Annotated in this window: 12 protein-coding genes; 7 read left to right on the top strand and 5 right to left on the bottom strand. The window is 43.5% G+C overall.

The annotated features are described in order from the left end of the window. On the bottom strand, nt 1-924 hold a 924-nt coding region (locus tag VF500_RS15150; protein WP_330860468.1), incomplete at its 3' end, for an AsmA family protein. 421 nt (nt 925-1,345) lie between these two features. On the opposite strand from VF500_RS15150, the gene VF500_RS15145 reads away from it, so the two are divergent. Next, nucleotides 1,346-1,900 (top strand): hypothetical protein, encoded by a 555-nt coding sequence (locus tag VF500_RS15145; protein WP_330860467.1) that lies wholly within the window; start codon nt 1,346-1,348, stop codon nt 1,898-1,900. Further along, nucleotides 1,900-2,685 (top strand): N-acetylmuramoyl-L-alanine amidase, encoded by a 786-nt coding sequence (locus tag VF500_RS15140; protein ID WP_330860466.1) that lies wholly within the window; start codon nt 1,900-1,902, stop codon nt 2,683-2,685. The genes VF500_RS15145 and VF500_RS15140 overlap by 1 nt, the downstream gene beginning before the upstream one ends. 96 nt (nt 2,686-2,781) lie before the next feature. Here the strand turns inward: VF500_RS15140 and VF500_RS15135 are convergent, their stop codons facing one another. Both VF500_RS15135 and VF500_RS15130 read right to left on the bottom strand, forming a co-directional pair. Continuing rightward, complete coding sequence (locus tag VF500_RS15135; RefSeq protein WP_330860465.1) at nt 2,782-5,259, bottom strand: glutaminase family protein; 2,478 nt, start codon at nt 5,257-5,259, stop codon at nt 2,782-2,784. Nucleotides 5,260-5,287: 28 nt separating this feature from the next. Then, nucleotides 5,288-7,021 carry an arylsulfatase gene (locus tag VF500_RS15130; protein WP_330860464.1) on the bottom strand — a complete coding sequence of 578 codons (1,734 nt, stop codon included), beginning with the start codon at nt 7,019-7,021 and terminating at the stop codon, nt 5,288-5,290. Between the two features lie 211 nt (nt 7,022-7,232). Here VF500_RS15130 and VF500_RS15125 point away from each other — a divergent pair, with 211 nt between their 5' ends. Next, nucleotides 7,233-7,700 (top strand): DinB family protein, encoded by a 468-nt coding sequence (locus tag VF500_RS15125; protein ID WP_330860463.1) that lies wholly within the window; start codon nt 7,233-7,235, stop codon nt 7,698-7,700. Nucleotides 7,701-7,763: 63 nt separating this feature from the next. Here VF500_RS15125 and VF500_RS15120 read toward each other — a convergent pair whose 3' ends face one another. Then, nucleotides 7,764-8,294 carry an OmpA family protein gene (locus VF500_RS15120; RefSeq protein WP_091220216.1) on the bottom strand — a complete coding sequence of 177 codons (531 nt, stop codon included), beginning with the start codon at nt 8,292-8,294 and terminating at the stop codon, nt 7,764-7,766. Nucleotides 8,295-8,581: 287 nt separating this feature from the next. Between VF500_RS15120 and VF500_RS15115 the strand changes: the two genes are divergently transcribed. The 3 genes from VF500_RS15115 (at nt 8,582) to VF500_RS15105 (ending at nt 13,031) form a co-directional block, all read left to right on the top strand. After that, nucleotides 8,582-9,763, top strand: a complete 1,182-nt coding sequence (locus tag VF500_RS15115) for an alginate lyase family protein (protein ID WP_330860462.1) — start codon at nt 8,582-8,584, stop codon at nt 9,761-9,763. Between the two features lie 367 nt (nt 9,764-10,130). Then, complete coding sequence (locus VF500_RS15110; protein ID WP_330860461.1) at nt 10,131-11,543, top strand: glycosyl hydrolase family 18 protein; 1,413 nt, start codon at nt 10,131-10,133, stop codon at nt 11,541-11,543. A gap of 99 nt (nt 11,544-11,642) precedes the next feature. Continuing rightward, nucleotides 11,643-13,031 carry a glycosyl hydrolase family 18 protein gene (locus tag VF500_RS15105; protein WP_330860460.1) on the top strand — a complete coding sequence of 463 codons (1,389 nt, stop codon included), beginning with the start codon at nt 11,643-11,645 and terminating at the stop codon, nt 13,029-13,031. A gap of 169 nt (nt 13,032-13,200) precedes the next feature. Here VF500_RS15105 and VF500_RS15100 read toward each other — a convergent pair whose 3' ends face one another. Beyond that, complete coding sequence (locus VF500_RS15100) at nt 13,201-14,013, bottom strand: hypothetical protein (RefSeq protein WP_330860459.1); 813 nt, start codon at nt 14,011-14,013, stop codon at nt 13,201-13,203. Between the two features lie 234 nt (nt 14,014-14,247). Here VF500_RS15100 and VF500_RS15095 point away from each other — a divergent pair, with 234 nt between their 5' ends. After that, entirely contained in the window at nt 14,248-15,267 is a 1,020-nt protein-coding gene (locus VF500_RS15095) for a sensor histidine kinase (protein WP_330860458.1), read from the top strand. The last annotated feature ends 158 nt before the right edge of the window (nt 15,268-15,425 follow it).

Below are 15,425 nucleotides of genomic sequence, written 5' to 3'. Positions count from 1 at the left end.
GATGTACTTTCCGCTAAGGTCAAGCTGAATGATGCCGTTACCGCTGATATCCATGTTATCAACATATTTGGCGTACTCATCCGGGATAGCGGTAAAAACATCGCCAAGATCATTCTGATCACTCCTGATCTTGAAATCCATATCATAGCCATCCTTCAAAAACTCAAACCTGCCCTTAAATTTAACCGGGAGCTTGTTAATAAGCAGATCGTTTTTTTGAAATGCAAAGGCCAGTGATTTGGTATTGATACTGGTAACCAGGTCAGCATTTACTTTTTTCCTAAGTACGTAAGCTTTGTTGCCGTAATAAAAATCGACCGAAGCGGCATCTACGTGGCTATAAAGATCAAAAATATCTTTGCTTAAATCGCCGCTGCCCTTGTAGTTAAGTTCACGTGCATTGATCTGCATCGGCAACGAACGATCGTCATAAACCAAATGGCTCTTTTCTATCAGGATCTGTTCAATTCCTAACGATGCGCTGGCGGTATCAGCTTTATTGTCTTGCTTTGGAGGTGATGATTTATAAACGCTATAGTTGGCTTTACCCGCGCTATCAACCTGGATGTTGATCAGTGCGTGGTCAAGATAGATCTTGTTTACGTTGATCTTGCTCTTAAACACTGATGAAAGGTCAATAGCCAATGAAATTTCTTTAGCCGAAACCAGCGTGTCATTTTGAAAAGGCACACTGCCGTTCAGCACAAAATCATTAAGTGTTAGGGTAAGCGACGGGAATTTTTTAAAGAATGACAAGCGCGTGCTTGAAAACGAAAGCTTGCTGTTTACGCTCCCTGCCGCCCATTGTTTTATTTTCTGAGTTACCGTTTCCGGGAACAAGTACGGCAGCAGGAACATTAACAGCAATAAACTCACAACAGTAATGGCGCTTATTTTAAGCGTTTTAACCAATATTTTTTTCAAAGGGAACGGCATAGAAATTATTATAGCTAACGAAGTATGAAAGTAATCATAAAACCTAATTATTGGATATCAAATTATGATGATTGTAATGTTAGGGAAAAGTGATGATTGTACTATTGACGTTATAAATCAACAGGTCTGGTTTCAATAATACTCGCGTCCTTAATAGCTCTGATCAAAACAATAAAAAGCCATATAACAAATTGGGGCAAATAAATCAGCTTTAAAATTAACACGTGGTTGTTGCTTAATCTCTGACAATAGCTTTCAATTAAACTTCTTAACTCCCGATGCTACTTATTTCTTATAGCATATTATTATACGTAAAACCCGCAATTACAAATCAGTGTTTTAACGCATTGATAATAAGATATTTACTATATAACTTTATAAGTAAAGAAACAAATAAACCCTTATCACTATGAAAAGAAAACTTATTCATCGAACGGACGAAAACATCTCCTATCTTCAAATCATGGGCTTTATTGTGATTATAGCCGGCATCATCTATCTTTTTATCCGGCAATTATTCTCAAATCTAAGCAGTGAGGTAATAGCCATCGATTTTTTCACGATAATGCTGGGGATCATATTTGCATTTCCCGACCTGTTAAAGGATGCGAACAATGGTTTAAGCACCATGCGCATTGTTGTGTTCATGGTGATTAACGTATTTTGCCTTTTGGCACTTAAATTAGGATGGGAAGCTAAAAACTTCAAAGATATTGGCGTTGACCAATATTGGACTGGTATAATTGCTTTTGTTTTTGGAGCCAAAGCAACACAATCATTCTTTGAGAGTAAACTTGCTGTGGCCACTACTCAGGCAGAAACAACCTTACTAAACAATTCTGCTGGTACCGGAGGAGCAGCTGCGGCAGCTGGAGCAGCTGACGCTAATGACGGATGCGGAGGCCCCCCAGGCAAGCCCACAGAAGACTCGGAATTACCTGTATCGAAAGGAGGAGTAGCATAATGGCATTTTCATTAACATGGTTACCAATAGTTTTGCAGGAAGCAGGGCTTAAGGTTGCAGAGTGCGATGGCTGGCAAAATCGCGGTATTGGCGATGTAGGTGGCATTATCGGTGTGATTTGCCATCATACAGCTAATCCCGACCGCAGTCGTAATATGCCAGCTCTTAATGGACTAATTCATGGTCGCACGGACCCTACTCCGCTTTCCGGTCCATTGGCGCAATTAGGCCTTGGACGCGATGGAACCTACTATATTGTAGCCGCCGGCCGGGCTAATCATGCCGGCAAAGGTGAATGGCAAGGAATAACAGCAGGCAATACTCATTTTATAGGCATAGAAGCCGAGAACACAGGGGGGCACGATGACACACCATGGCCCGCAATTCAGTTAGATGCCTATCAGCGGGGAGTTGCAGCTATCCTGAAACATATTGGAAAAGGTGCGGATAACTGTATCGCCCATAAGGAATGGGCTCCAACCCGCAAAACTGATCCAGATTTTGACATGATATCGTTTAGGGCTGCTGTGGCTGCTTTACTTGCCCAAAACGTGCCGCCACGTCCTCTTATTCCGGCGTTCGAACCAACGGTAGCTGCGAGGCCTACACTTCGCCGGGGGATAAACAATGACCCTGCTCTTGTAAGACAGGTGCAACAAAGAATAGGCACAACAGCAGATGGTGTGTTTGGAGGAGGTACAGAAGCTGCGGTGAGAACATTTCAACGTGAAAAAGGCCTTGTTCCTGACGGTATTGTCGGTCCAATAACCTGGGCTGCAATTTGATTAAACAGGCTATAGTTATTTATCGTCTGCAATTTAAATAAAAGGCCTGCCTTAAAATGGCAGACCTTTTATTTAATAGTAAAACATTATTCGTCTTTACTTCGCCGCCAACTTATCCCTTAAAGTTTTCATATAATAACCACCAACCACACTTCTGGCCTGGAAACCTACCATTTTGCCGTTGATAGTTTCATGCCAGTCGCTTAGTGGTACTCGCGATGACGTTTCGGTAGCAAATTTGTAAACCGGGGCAACCAAAGCGTTGAAATCAGCTTTGTTATCGGTCATGGTTGCTGTCCAAAGGATCCAGTCGCTTTTGGTGTAGGTTTTACGGCTATCCAATGGCAAACCAAATTGATTTTGATGTGCTAAATAGTATTTAACCTCGGTATCGTAAACCTTTTGTGGGAACAGGTGCAAGCCTAACACTTTATCCCAAACCATGTTATATTTCTGGCTCCAGGTGTTTTTGTTATCAAAAACTAAAGCATAGTGATCGCCGGCATTGTCTTTTTCTTCCCATTTAGCGGCCATATCTTTAGCCATCGCTTTGTATTTTTTTGCGGTAGCAGCATCACCCATCATACCGGCAAGCTCGCCATAGGCATCAATAGCTACAATGGCTTTTACCGATAGATTGGCATTATGCGCCAGGTGACCGGCAAAATCATCGGTACACAATTGATTACCCGGATCAAAACCAGCTTTAGCAAGGTAATCAGTCCAGATGGTTAATGTTTTCCAGTGTTTTTTAGCGTAGTTAGCATTACCCTCAACTTTGGCAATAGCCGCGGTAAGGATGATCATGTTACCGCTTTCCTCAACAGGCATATCTTCGCCGTAAGTTTGACCGTTAGCCAACGGGTAAGTACCTAAATCATGTGATGAGTAAGGCTTGCTCCATTTACCACTTTCGCTAAAATAGAAGATACCGGTCAGCATGCCCTTCATCAGCTCAGGGTTGTAAAGCAAATACATTGGTGCCGAAGGATAAGTAACGTCAACTGTATTAATTGAGCCGTTACTGAAATTCTCTTTTGAGAGGAACAACAGATCGCCCTGCGGACTTTTAACCAACTGATGTGCAGCTATACTCTGGCGATAAGCCATTATACACAGTTTAGCATATTCCGCACCGCCTGCTTTAACCGCATCCTGGTATATTTTAGCATCTGTTTTTACACAAGTACCTATTACCTTGGCATAGCTTTTTGTAGCATCGCTCAACACACCTTCAATAGTAGCGCCTGCAGTGTTACGCCACCATGGCCTTAAATTGGTTTTGAAGTATTGGATAGCATAGATATCATCATACCCCACCGAAATAAATTTAGATACAGGAGTTGCTGTCACTTTGCCAAAGGGCAAAACAGTATTCAGCATTAATTGCTTGCCTGTTGAAGCAGCAGTACCGGTTTGAGCACCCATAAAGACAGATACAGCATCGTCTTCCGGAGTGATATATTGCTTAGCGCCTGCAGTTGATGAAGCAACATAAACATAGCCCCAGTCAATGCGCAGGTTATCGCCTTTTTTCTGTAATACAGGTTGTTCAACGGTACCGGCTTTTAACAGTTTAAGCCCATTCTGGCTGTATTTTGATGCAATAACTTCCTGCGAAGGAGTATTTACAGCGACATTGCTGGATACCCCCTGGTAGATCTGAACGTCATGAGCCTTACCATCGGTTGATTTTAGCTGGTAAGTGATATAGGATACCGGGGTAGCAAACAGTTTCAGATCGCTCATAACCAATGGCGAAGTGAAAGTAAGTTTAAGGTTAACCTCACCAGCTTTAAAGTTATATACCGTTTGGGTGGCAGTAACTTTAAAGCTGGTTTGCTCGGCCAGTTTAACGGCTTCGTCATCCTTGCTCAATACTTCTTCAGCAAGACCGGCATCAATAAATGAACCGCCACCGGTGTTTTTGCAATGGATAGCCAAAATATTCTCGCCCTCCTTTAAATTTGATTTTGCGCTGGCCGATAATGCAACCGTTTCAAAATCGCCGTTAGCGCCCCCTTCAGCTGCAATCTGCTGACCATTCAGGTATACTTCGGCTTCATCATCATGATAGATCTTCAGCATCAAACGACCTTTCGGTAATTCCGCAACATTGAATTTACGACGAACCCAAATATCTTTACCTCGCCAATCAGTGCCTTTGCTTGCGCGCTCATCACCAAATGGGGCGGCTCCGCTTTTCCAGCTTTGATCATTGAAGCCTGGTTTTTCCCAACCGTTGGCAGGCGCTGTTTCGGCCTGGTACTGGCTGCTGTATGATTTTTCGTCGGTAGCAGCTAAAACTGTTTTGTAATTAACGGCCGATGCCCCCATAAAACGGTAGTAATTGCCATCAACCTTAATAAGCCCCAACAGCGATTGGTCTTTACCTGTCCAGTGTTTGGTAGTCGATTCGTTCAGTTTATCGGTGTTTGACCAGATGCTGAAATAAGTGTTATGCGTGATCAGCGGATAAGATGGCATCTTATCCTGAGCCAACGCTGTTTGTGCAACAAACGAAGCTGCCAGTCCGGAAATGAGCAGATACGTTTTTTTGAAAATGCGATTCATAAATTATTGATGTTCGGTTTTAAGTTAATTATTGTATCCGTGTTTTATTGGTTTGCATTATTTGCCCCGGTTTCGGAAAAACCTGGTGCGTATTTGCCCAGATATGCCAAAGGCTATCTAACCGGTGCACCTTTTCCGGGTATTTTGATTTCAGATCGGTTGTTTCGGTTTTGTCTTGCGCCAGATCATACAGATGCCACGTAGTATCATTACTCAATGATACCAGCTTCCAGTTTCCTGAACGGGCGTACCGGGCACCAAAGTGTTCGTTAAAAAGCTCCTCATGACCGGGAGTTTGTTTGCCTTTAAAGCTTGACACAAGGCTGATGCCCGTAGTCGGCGGGATGTTGTGTCCTTTATATGTTTTAGGATACTTAGCTCCCGCCAGCTCAACAAACGTGCTCATGAAATCCATCACATGACCTACATGATCGTTAAAGCCACCTTTGTTAGCGGTTATACCCTTCGGCCAGAAAGCGATCATCGGGGTATGGATGCCGCCTTCGTATGATTCGGCTTTCCAATATTCGTACGGGGTATTAGACACATTTGCCCAGCGGGCCCCTATAGATGAATAAGTAGTTTCCGGTCCGGGCAAAGCTTCTTTTTTCGTAGCATAAACTATTTTCCGTGCATCGCGGGTTTCATTGGGGCGATCAAACCCGGGACCATAAGCGGCACAGTTTTCGGCGCTGGCACCGTTATCCGACAGGAAAACAATAAGCGTATTATCCAACTGACCGGTTTCTTTTAGTGTTGTAATGATGCGGCCTATCCCCTGGTCCATCCTATCGATCATGGCAGCATGAACAGCCATCGCCATGGCGTCCCAATCTTTATCAGGGTTGTTTTCCCATTGCAGGTCGCCTTTCCAGCGGTCGGACAGTTTAGTTTTAGTTGGGTCGATGAGGCCAAGCTTAACCATTTTTTTGTACCTCGCTTCGCGGATGGCCTGCCAGCCACATTTATATGTGTTCTTGTATTTGGCAATATCTTCGGGCTTTGCCATCAATGGCCAGTGCGGAGCATTCTCTGCAACGTACAAAAAGAACGGCTTTAACGATTTAGCGTAGCCCTTGATGTAGGCCACGGCTGTATCATTAATAGCATCTGTATGATAGTAGTTTTTGGGGACTGTTTTAATAGGTGTGGTACCGCTAACCAGGCTAAAGGGATCATAAAAATCAACCACACCCCAAATGGTGCCGAAAAATTTCTCAAAACCACGGCTGGTTGGATATTGGCTGAGAGGCGAAAAATCGCCAAAATCTTTATGATGGTTTAACCAGGCCATTTGATCCTGCGTGTTAGACTGCCCGTTGGTATTAGAAACATGCCATTTGCCCGACATGGCTGTGTGATATCCGGCAGATTTCAACACTTCGGACAGGGTAACCGCATTATCAGTAATGTGGCCAAGGTAACCGGGCTCGTCTTCGGCATCGGTCATTTTACCTATGCCAGCCTGCTGATTATATAAACCAGTAAGCAGGGAAGCCCTTGTTGGGCAGCAACGTGATGTATTATAGAATTGCCGGTAACGGATGCCGTTTTGAGCAAGATAATTGACATTGGGTGTATTGATCTCCCCGCCATAACAACCCAGGTCAGAAAAGCCCATGTCATCGGCCATGATGACGATAATATTAGGTCGCTTCTTTGCCTGCTTGACTTGCTTTGCTGGTTTAGCCTGCCATGCACCCGAAACAAGCGCTATTGCACCGGTACAAAATAAACCGGCATATAGTTTACATTTATTCATAGGCGATCATATTACCTGCACCAGAGCTGGTTAAATTTATGTTTTCAACAAAAGCAGGAAGGTTAAAAATGGCCGGGGCTACTATGGGTGAACATACAGCACAGCGAACAGTTTTGCATGCTCCAAATTAAAGCAATCATTTTACACAAAACGGCTCAATTATTGGTAAAATCGTATCATTTTTGTGATGAACTTTGTATCCATCAAGCATATGAGCTTATACATCTCCCTTTCCGAAAGATTAAAAACGCAGCATCTTACTATCGAACAATTGGTTGCTAACATCAGCAATGATAAGATAACCACACCTTCTGCGCCCGGTAAATGGAGCGCGTTAGACAATATAGCCCATCTTGCACGGTACCAGAAAATATTTATAGCCCGCATACACCGGATATTGAATGAAGATACACCTGTTTTTGACCGGTACAATGGAGATCTCGACCCGGAGTTTACACCATTCAGGTTGATGACTTTGGCCGAACTGCTTGATATCATCAATGCAGACAGAACAATCATAGTCAATCAGCTATCTGCACTTGACGATATAGAATTGTCGTGTATTGGAATACACCCTAAGTATGGCAGGCTTACCATTTTAAAATGGGCCGAGTTTTTTGTGCTGCATGAGGCCCATCATCTACTCACCATTTTTCAGTTGGTTAATAGCACCGAATAATTTTACCCAACAAAAAAGGCAGCCCGATTGAGCTGCCTTTCATATTTTTATTAAAATTTTCTATTACTGCGCTAATTTTACTTCAACGCGGCGATTAAGCACACGGCCTTCTTCGGTAGAGTTGTCAGCAATCGGTTTGCTTTCGCCCCAACCTTTTACAGTCAGGTTATCGCCGTTAACACCACTGTTAACTAAATACAATTTCACAGAGTTCGCCCTATCAACAGATAAAGACTGATTGTGCTCGGCAGAACCTTCGGCAGATGCATTTCCATTTAAAATAAACTTAGCCGATGGATCCAATTTCAGCTCTTTAACAATATGATCTAAAGTTTGGTAAGAAGCGGTTTTTAACACTGCCGAGTTAAACTCAAACTGAATATTGGTGAAATTATAATCAGGCTTTTCCGGAGCCGGAGCAGGCGGCGGTGGAGGAGTTGGCGCTGGTTTTGGTGCAGGCGGAGGCGTTGCAGGTTGTGCTGGCTGTGCCGGAGGCGGTGTTTGCACAACGGCTTTTTTTGTTTTGCAGGCTTGGGTAGTGATAGCTAAAACAGCTATTGCAAGAGCTAATAAAGGTGTTTTTAGAGTTTTCATATCTAATGATTTGCGTAAACATAAAAAACGTTGGCATATTGTTTATAGTGCCCAACCATAATTTTATGGTTAAATAACGCTTTTTACGTACAGGTGTAGATTATTTAATCAATAGTTATGCCATTTGCGTTGAAGAGCCTGCAAATCCTAATGAAGAATCCTTCCTAAGAGTCTCTTACTTCAACGTTGTCGTGAAAAAAAACCTCTGCAAATCCCCTACACACTGAAAATACCAATCCAATTCCCTGGGCTATTCTTATCTTGCTACACCATCATAAACCATCGCCATGAAAAAATTATTTGCTGCAACATTAATTGTCGTAACAACCCTCACACAATTTGCTTTTAAACCAGATCAGTTACACCCCGATAAATCTCCTACAGAAAAAGCGGCTGAGCAAACCCTTAAAAAACAAATCATGACCGAAGCTGCCTGGGCCATGCAACAGCAGCCGGTTACGGTAACCGCATCATCATCGCCAAGGAGTGCAGGTGGTAAGCACGACTTTTTTTCGGAAGCCGATTATTTTTGGCCTGATCCTAAAAACCCCGACGGCCCTTACATTAACCGCGACGGGCTCAGTAACCCTAATAATTTTGTAGAGCACCGCAAGGCAATGATCCGGTTTAGCAAGATCATTGGTGCACTGGCTTCGGCTTATAAAATAACCGGCGATGTAAAATATGTTAACCAGGCCGTCATCCACCTTAAAGCCTGGTTTCTTGATCCTGAAACCATGATGAACCCAAGTCTTTGGTTTGCACAGGCGGTTAAAGGACAATTCACCGGTCGCAATTATGGCATTATCGACACTATCCACCTGATGGAGGTTGCGCAGGGTATTATTGTTATGGAAAAGGCGATGGATGCAGCAACCACTGCCGGCGTTAAAAAATGGTTTGCCGACTATACCCAATGGCTTATGACCAGCAAACCCGGCATCCAGGAAAGAGATGTAAAAAACAACCACGCCACCTGCTGGGCCATGCAGGTAGCCTCTTTTGCCAAACTTTGCAAAAATGAAATAGTGCTCGATTCAATCCGTTTTAGATATAAAAACATATTACTTCCACGCCAGATGGGCACTGATGGCAGCTTTCCTTTAGAGTTGGAACGCACCAAGCCCTATGGCTACTCTATTTTTAACCTGGATGCCATGACCATGCTTTGCCAGATCCTTTCAACTTCACAGGATAACTTATGGAATTTTGAAACACCGGATGGCAAATCCATAAAAAAAGGTATAAGCTACCTTTACCCCTTTGTAGCAGATAAAAGTAAATGGACTTTAAAACCCGATATAATGTATTGGGATAACTGGCCCATTGCACAGCCCTTTCTGCTGTTTGGCGCTAATGCCTATCATGAAAACGCATGGCTAACCACATGGCAAAAACTCGACCATAACCCTCAGGTTGAAGAAGTTATCCGCAATTTACCCATCAGGCACCCGCTTATCTGGTTTTAACCGGATAAGCGATCTACAAAATCAAAGCACGTTCCAGGCTTATAATAATATATAAACTGTGAGTTAAGCGTATCATAAAAATATTTCTTCTTTAGAAAGGCGGATTTTCCCCGTTAGGATTACACTACAAAAGCACTACTACGCTTGCGATTGAATCGTATTGAAGCTATTATAAGGCATTTATAATAAGATGTTTATATAATTTTACTCATACAAAAACATCTATTACACCTATTAACGCGCCTTTCCTGATATTAGTATATGATATTCATAAGTATCATGAATTTGGTTAACAGGTTTGTGTTTTATTGCCCGGCTTATTTATAAACCAAATAATACATCAAAAACCACTTAACAAACTTAACTTATGAGATCAAAATTTAACTCTTACCTCCTTGGCCTGATCCTGGCCGCCCTCGCAGCACTCTCATCCTGTAAAAAGGATAACATGAACCAGTTTAAAACCGGCGGTGAATCCAACACCGATAACAGCAGTAAGCCGGTTTCCGTTAACAATGCCGTACCTGTTGCCTCATTTAAAGTAGTTGGCTACCTCCCCAGCTGGCAGGGCGATGTAAATACGGTACAGTACAGCAAATTAACCCATGTTAACTATGCTTTCCTTACCCCTACCAATACCGGGGGGCTTAACCCGCTTGATAACCTTTCAAAATTTACCACCCTGGTATCAAATGCGCATAATAATAATGTGAAAGTTATTATTTCTGTTGGCGGCGGTGGTGGCGGCGATGCCTTTCACCCTATTGTAGCCAATGCCGGTTACCGTACCGCATTTGTTAATAACATGGTTAATTTTTGTAACCAATATAATGTTGACGGGGTGGATATTGACTGGGAGTTTCCCTCAGCAGGTACAGAAACCAATAACTTTTATTTGCTGCTACAGGAATTATCAACCGCAATGCACAACAGCGGCAGGGTATGTACTATTGCCTCCATTTCAGTTGGCGCAAGCTATGTTACCAACAACATGTTCACCATCCTCGACTGGATCAATATCATGGATTATGATGACAACAACTTTCAGCATTCTACCTATCAGTCGGCAGTTGATTGCTTGAGTTACTGGGCTGGGCGCGGCTTACCTGTTGCCAAAACCATATTAGGCGTTCCGTTTTATGCAAGAGATAACCGGTATGATTATTCAACTATGAACTATGTTGACGTGTTGGCTATTGGCGGCAGTCCTAATTCAGATACGTTCCAAACTTTTGGCTATAACGGCATCCCAACCATTAAAAGTAAAACCACGCTGGCACTTAACCAGGCCGGCGGTATGATGATCTGGGACCTGGGCGGCGATGCAACGGGTGCTAACTCCCTGCTTTCAGCCATGAACTCGGTTATCACCGGAGGTACTACCCCACCACCAAATACACCGCCAATAGGTACTGTAATTTCACTAAAAGGCTTTAACGGCAAATACGTGAGCGGCGAAAATGGTACACAAGCCATGACCTGCACCCGCACTACTGCCGGCGACTGGGAGCATTTCACCGTGCTTGACGCAGGCAGCGGCAAAATTTATCTACGAAGCATGGGCAAGTATGTGTCATCAGAAAACGGCACGCAAGCTATCACCTGTAACCGTACCACCCCAAGCGACTGGGAAAAATTTGACTGGATAGTTACCACCGACGGCAAGATCACCCTGCGCGGCAACAACGGCAAATTCATCTCCAGCGAAAACGGCACCCAGGCCATGACCTGCAACCGGGCCACCGCCTCAGGCTGGGAAGCTTTTGGGTTGAATCAGTAGAAAAAAACTAAAACCAAAGCTGGGGATTGTGCGATTCCCTCCCGAGGGAGGGAATTTGAAAAATTCAGCCTTTAATCCATTTACCAATAAACCACTTTTATGAAAACAACTTTAAACTCCCGCCTGCTATGGTGCATAGCAGTAGTGTTCTTTGCACTTTCATCGTGCCGTAAGGACAATTTTTCACCCAATCAGCCTAATAACCCGGTTGATAACAGCTCTCAGAAATCAGTAGCAGTTGATGCTGTGCCAGGCTTTAAGGTAGTAGGTTACCTGCCCAGCTGGGCAGGCGCGGTAAGTTCGGTTCAGTTTTCGAAACTTACTCATGTTAATTATGCTTTTGTGGCACCTACTTCATCGGGCGGTATTGGCCCAGTAGACAACGTATCCAAGCTGCAAAGCCTGGTATCAACAGGTCATGCCAATGGCGTAAAAGTACTGGTATCCTTTGGCGGCTGGAATAATGGCGACGATAGCGCCTTTGAAACTCTCGCTGCCAGCTCGACATCACGTACCAATTTTGTTAACAACCTTATCAGTTTTGCCAATCAGTATAACCTGGATGGTATTGATATCGACTGGGAATATCCCGATGACGGCGCTTCGGCTAATAATTACGCCGCGTTGATGTCGCAGTTGAGCACCGCATTGCATAACCAGGGCAAACTGTTAACCGCCGCAGTAATATCCAGCGATGGCTCGGGCGTGTTGAGCAGCGTTTTCGGCTATGTAGATTTCCTGAACCTGATGGCTTACGATGGTGACGGACCAAACCATTCGCCCTATTCCCTGGCCCAAACATCATTAAACTATTGGATCGGCAGAGGGTTACCAAAAGCCAAAGCTATTTTGGGCGTTCCGTTTTATGGCAGGGAGCCCTATACTTCTTATGCAGATATTCTTGCAGGCGGCGGAAGTCCCAATTCAGATACCTGGAACGGGATTGGTTATAACGGTATCCCAACCATTAAAAGTAAAACCACGCTGGCCATTAACCAGGGTGGTGGTATTATGATGTGGGAGCTGTCGCAGGATGTTTCGGGTGCCAACTCATTGTTATCTGCTATCAATTCGGTTATCAACGGCAATACAACGCCACCTTCATCTCCGCCAATTGGTACTGTGATTTCGCTCAAAGGGTTCAACAACCTGTACGTAAGCGGCGAAAACGGCACACAAGCCATGAACTGTAATCGCGCCACAGCAGGCGACTGGGAGCATTTCACTGTGCTTGACGCCGGCAGCGGTAAAATCTATCTGCGCAGCATGGGCAAATACGTATCATCAGAAAATGGGACCCAAGCCATCACCTGTAACCGTACCACTCCCGGCGATTGGGAAAAATTTGACTGGATAGTTACCACCGATGGTAAGATCACCCTGCGCGGCAACAACGGCAAATTTATCTCCAGCGAAAACGGCACACAAGCCATGACCTGTACCCGCACAACCGCGTCGGGCTGGGAAGCTTTTGGCTTAAACCAATAAAACTATTAACTGATCTATAACAAGGCCTGGGCTATGATTTAGCATCATAGCCCAGGCTGTTTTTATTTTCTTTAATGTAGAGACGCATAATTGCGTCTCCGAATATGCAGGTCTTGTGATGCCTGCTTGTCCTGCGGAAGACGCAATTATGCGTCTCTACGACGTGCTTTTACTTCACGAACCTCGGCAGCAAATTAGTTGCGGCACCCATCATTTTTATCTTGTAGCGATAGCCGCCACCAAAAGAATCTTCTTCTTTTAAAAACTCATGATCCTTTTTACTGATCCAGTAGGTTTCGGTAAAATGACGGCCGTTGTAATCGCTTTCATTATATAATTTCCAGCAATCAATCTTATTACCATCCAGCGTGGTGATTACCTCGCTGCCGGTTACCTTGTATAATACGTACAGCGGTGCGGGGATCCCTGCTTCATAAAAAGGGATAGCAAAACTTTTGCCCTCGGCCAGCGGTAACATCTCAAAGGTTTCAATGTCTAAATTCCAGTTAAGGTTGGCGAAAGCGAAATCAAGCTTAAAATTCTTTGCCTCATTATTGGCAACAGTATCGGCACTTATCACTTTATCAGCAGCCCAGTTAAAGGCTTTTGTTTTTTTGCCGATGGTTTCTGAATGATAGACCGGCGCAAAATCCGCTGCTTTATTGATGGAATATATAGAACGATACGATGAGCTATCGCTGCCGTACCAGTGCTGGGTAACGGTAAATACCTTTTCACCGTTACGGGTTTCGAGGTTGATATCGCGCAGCCAAAGCCAGAATTTCAGGCTGCGGTTGTCTTTGGTATTTTGAAAATACACAAGATATTGTTTTAACCCGGGTTTAAGCGCTGATGTAAGCAGGCGTTTGTCTTTTAAACGGATGGTATCTGTTTGGGCAAATACTTTGGGTGCATGCGATAACAACAATAAAAGACTGAGGCTTACAGCTATTATTTTTTCAGCTAATTGTTCGGCTTTCATAATAATTTGATTGTTTGATAAGGATAATTTCTGTTAACAGCTCAAAACTGCCCTTTATCAACAACCCGGTAAAATCAGTTAAACCGATGCGGCGTTCTTTTTAACCTGATACTGTATTTATTTAATAATATACCTGCAGTCCCGCTTATTGAATGTTCGGGGCAATTCATTGAATAAATGCCGGCAATGATTTAAAACCGGCATCAACAAACAAAAAGCTAAGTAATTTTAAAAATGCGACTCTTAAAAAACCGGCCATCCATTACACAACTCCAGCTATTGATATGGATATCGGTGTTCCTGCTCCTGTTTTTTTCTTATTTACCGATGGATGGTGCAACGCAATCGACAATCTACGCCAGTGCAACCACCGCCTTTTACGCCATTATCATATATGGTAACATTTTGCTGTTATATCCGTTGTTTTACCAAAAGGGTAAATATGTTTGGTATGTACTTTTAGTGATCATATTTGTTGCTGCAATTGGCATACTCCGGGGATATACCACCTTATTTCTTTATAACACGTTCTTTGCTAAAACGCCGGAGCAGATCAGCTTAAAAACTATCATTAACTATATATCGGGCGGGGTACTTATTTATATGCTGAGCCTTATCTTTCGGATAGCGCTGGAATACTTTAAGTTAAAGCAACAAACGGAGGAGATCATGGTACAAAAAAGCCAAGCTGAGCTAAACCTGTTAAAATCGCAGGTACAACCTCACTTTTTGTTCAATACACTTAACAATATATACTATGAGGCTTATCGCGAAGCCCCCCGAACAGCAGCATTGATTGAGCGGCTTTCGGATATTATGCGCTATTTTGTTGATGAAAGCCCGAAAGATGATGTAACCATTGGCACCGAGGTGCAGTTTATTGAAAATTATATCGCGTTAGAAAAAATAAGGATCAGGCACGAAGTGGTTGTATTTTTTGAAAAGAATTTCAACTCCGACCTCCGCATTCCGCCTATGCTACTCATGACCTTTGTTGAAAATATTTTTAAGCACGGTATCGATAAATCGAGCGAGCAAAACCTCATCGGTATATCTTTAATTCAGCAGGATGGTTACCTGTTTTTTAAAACCAATAATGTTATCCATACCGAAGCAGGAAGCAAGCGTACTGCCGGCTTTGGTATTGCCAATTTAACTAAAAGGCTAACCATGCTGTACGGCACAGACTTCGACCTGAAAATTGATAAAAGCAATAATACCTTTTCAGCGTTTTTAAAGATCCCGGTAGCATGAACTTAAGCTGTATCATAATTGATGACGAACCTAACGCGGTGAACCTGCTGGAGATGCTGGTGCAGCAAAGTACCCAATGGCAGCTTAAAGCCAAATGCTACAACGCACTTGAAGCACTGGCTTTCCTGAAAACCCATAAGGTAGATTTCATTTTCCTG

It is taken from the genome of Mucilaginibacter sp. (genome assembly GCF_036383575.1).
GTDB lineage: Bacteria > Bacteroidota > Bacteroidia > Sphingobacteriales > Sphingobacteriaceae > Mucilaginibacter.
Note: the sequence above shows the minus strand (reverse complement) of the source record. Positions and strands in the feature narration are given on the sequence as shown.

Excerpts from the sequence above, each read along its gene's own strand:
- VF500_RS15145 (WP_330860467.1), top strand. The coding sequence starts at position 1,346 with ATGAAAAGAAAACTTATTCATCGAACGGACGAAAACATCTCCTATCTT.
- VF500_RS15140 (WP_330860466.1), top strand. The coding sequence starts at position 1,900 with ATGGCATTTTCATTAACATGGTTACCAATAGTTTTGCAGGAAGCAGGG.
- VF500_RS15135 (WP_330860465.1), bottom strand. The coding sequence starts at position 5,259 with ATGAATCGCATTTTCAAAAAAACGTATCTGCTCATTTCCGGACTGGCA.
- VF500_RS15130 (WP_330860464.1), bottom strand. The coding sequence starts at position 7,021 with ATGAATAAATGTAAACTATATGCCGGTTTATTTTGTACCGGTGCAATA.
- VF500_RS15125 (WP_330860463.1), top strand. The coding sequence starts at position 7,233 with ATGAGCTTATACATCTCCCTTTCCGAAAGATTAAAAACGCAGCATCTT.
- VF500_RS15120 (WP_091220216.1), bottom strand. The coding sequence starts at position 8,294 with ATGAAAACTCTAAAAACACCTTTATTAGCTCTTGCAATAGCTGTTTTA.
- VF500_RS15115 (WP_330860462.1), top strand. The coding sequence starts at position 8,582 with ATGAAAAAATTATTTGCTGCAACATTAATTGTCGTAACAACCCTCACA.
- VF500_RS15110 (WP_330860461.1), top strand. The coding sequence starts at position 10,131 with ATGAGATCAAAATTTAACTCTTACCTCCTTGGCCTGATCCTGGCCGCC.
- VF500_RS15105 (WP_330860460.1), top strand. The coding sequence starts at position 11,643 with ATGAAAACAACTTTAAACTCCCGCCTGCTATGGTGCATAGCAGTAGTG.
- VF500_RS15100 (WP_330860459.1), bottom strand. The coding sequence starts at position 14,013 with ATGAAAGCCGAACAATTAGCTGAAAAAATAATAGCTGTAAGCCTCAGT.
- VF500_RS15095 (WP_330860458.1), top strand. The coding sequence starts at position 14,248 with ATGCGACTCTTAAAAAACCGGCCATCCATTACACAACTCCAGCTATTG.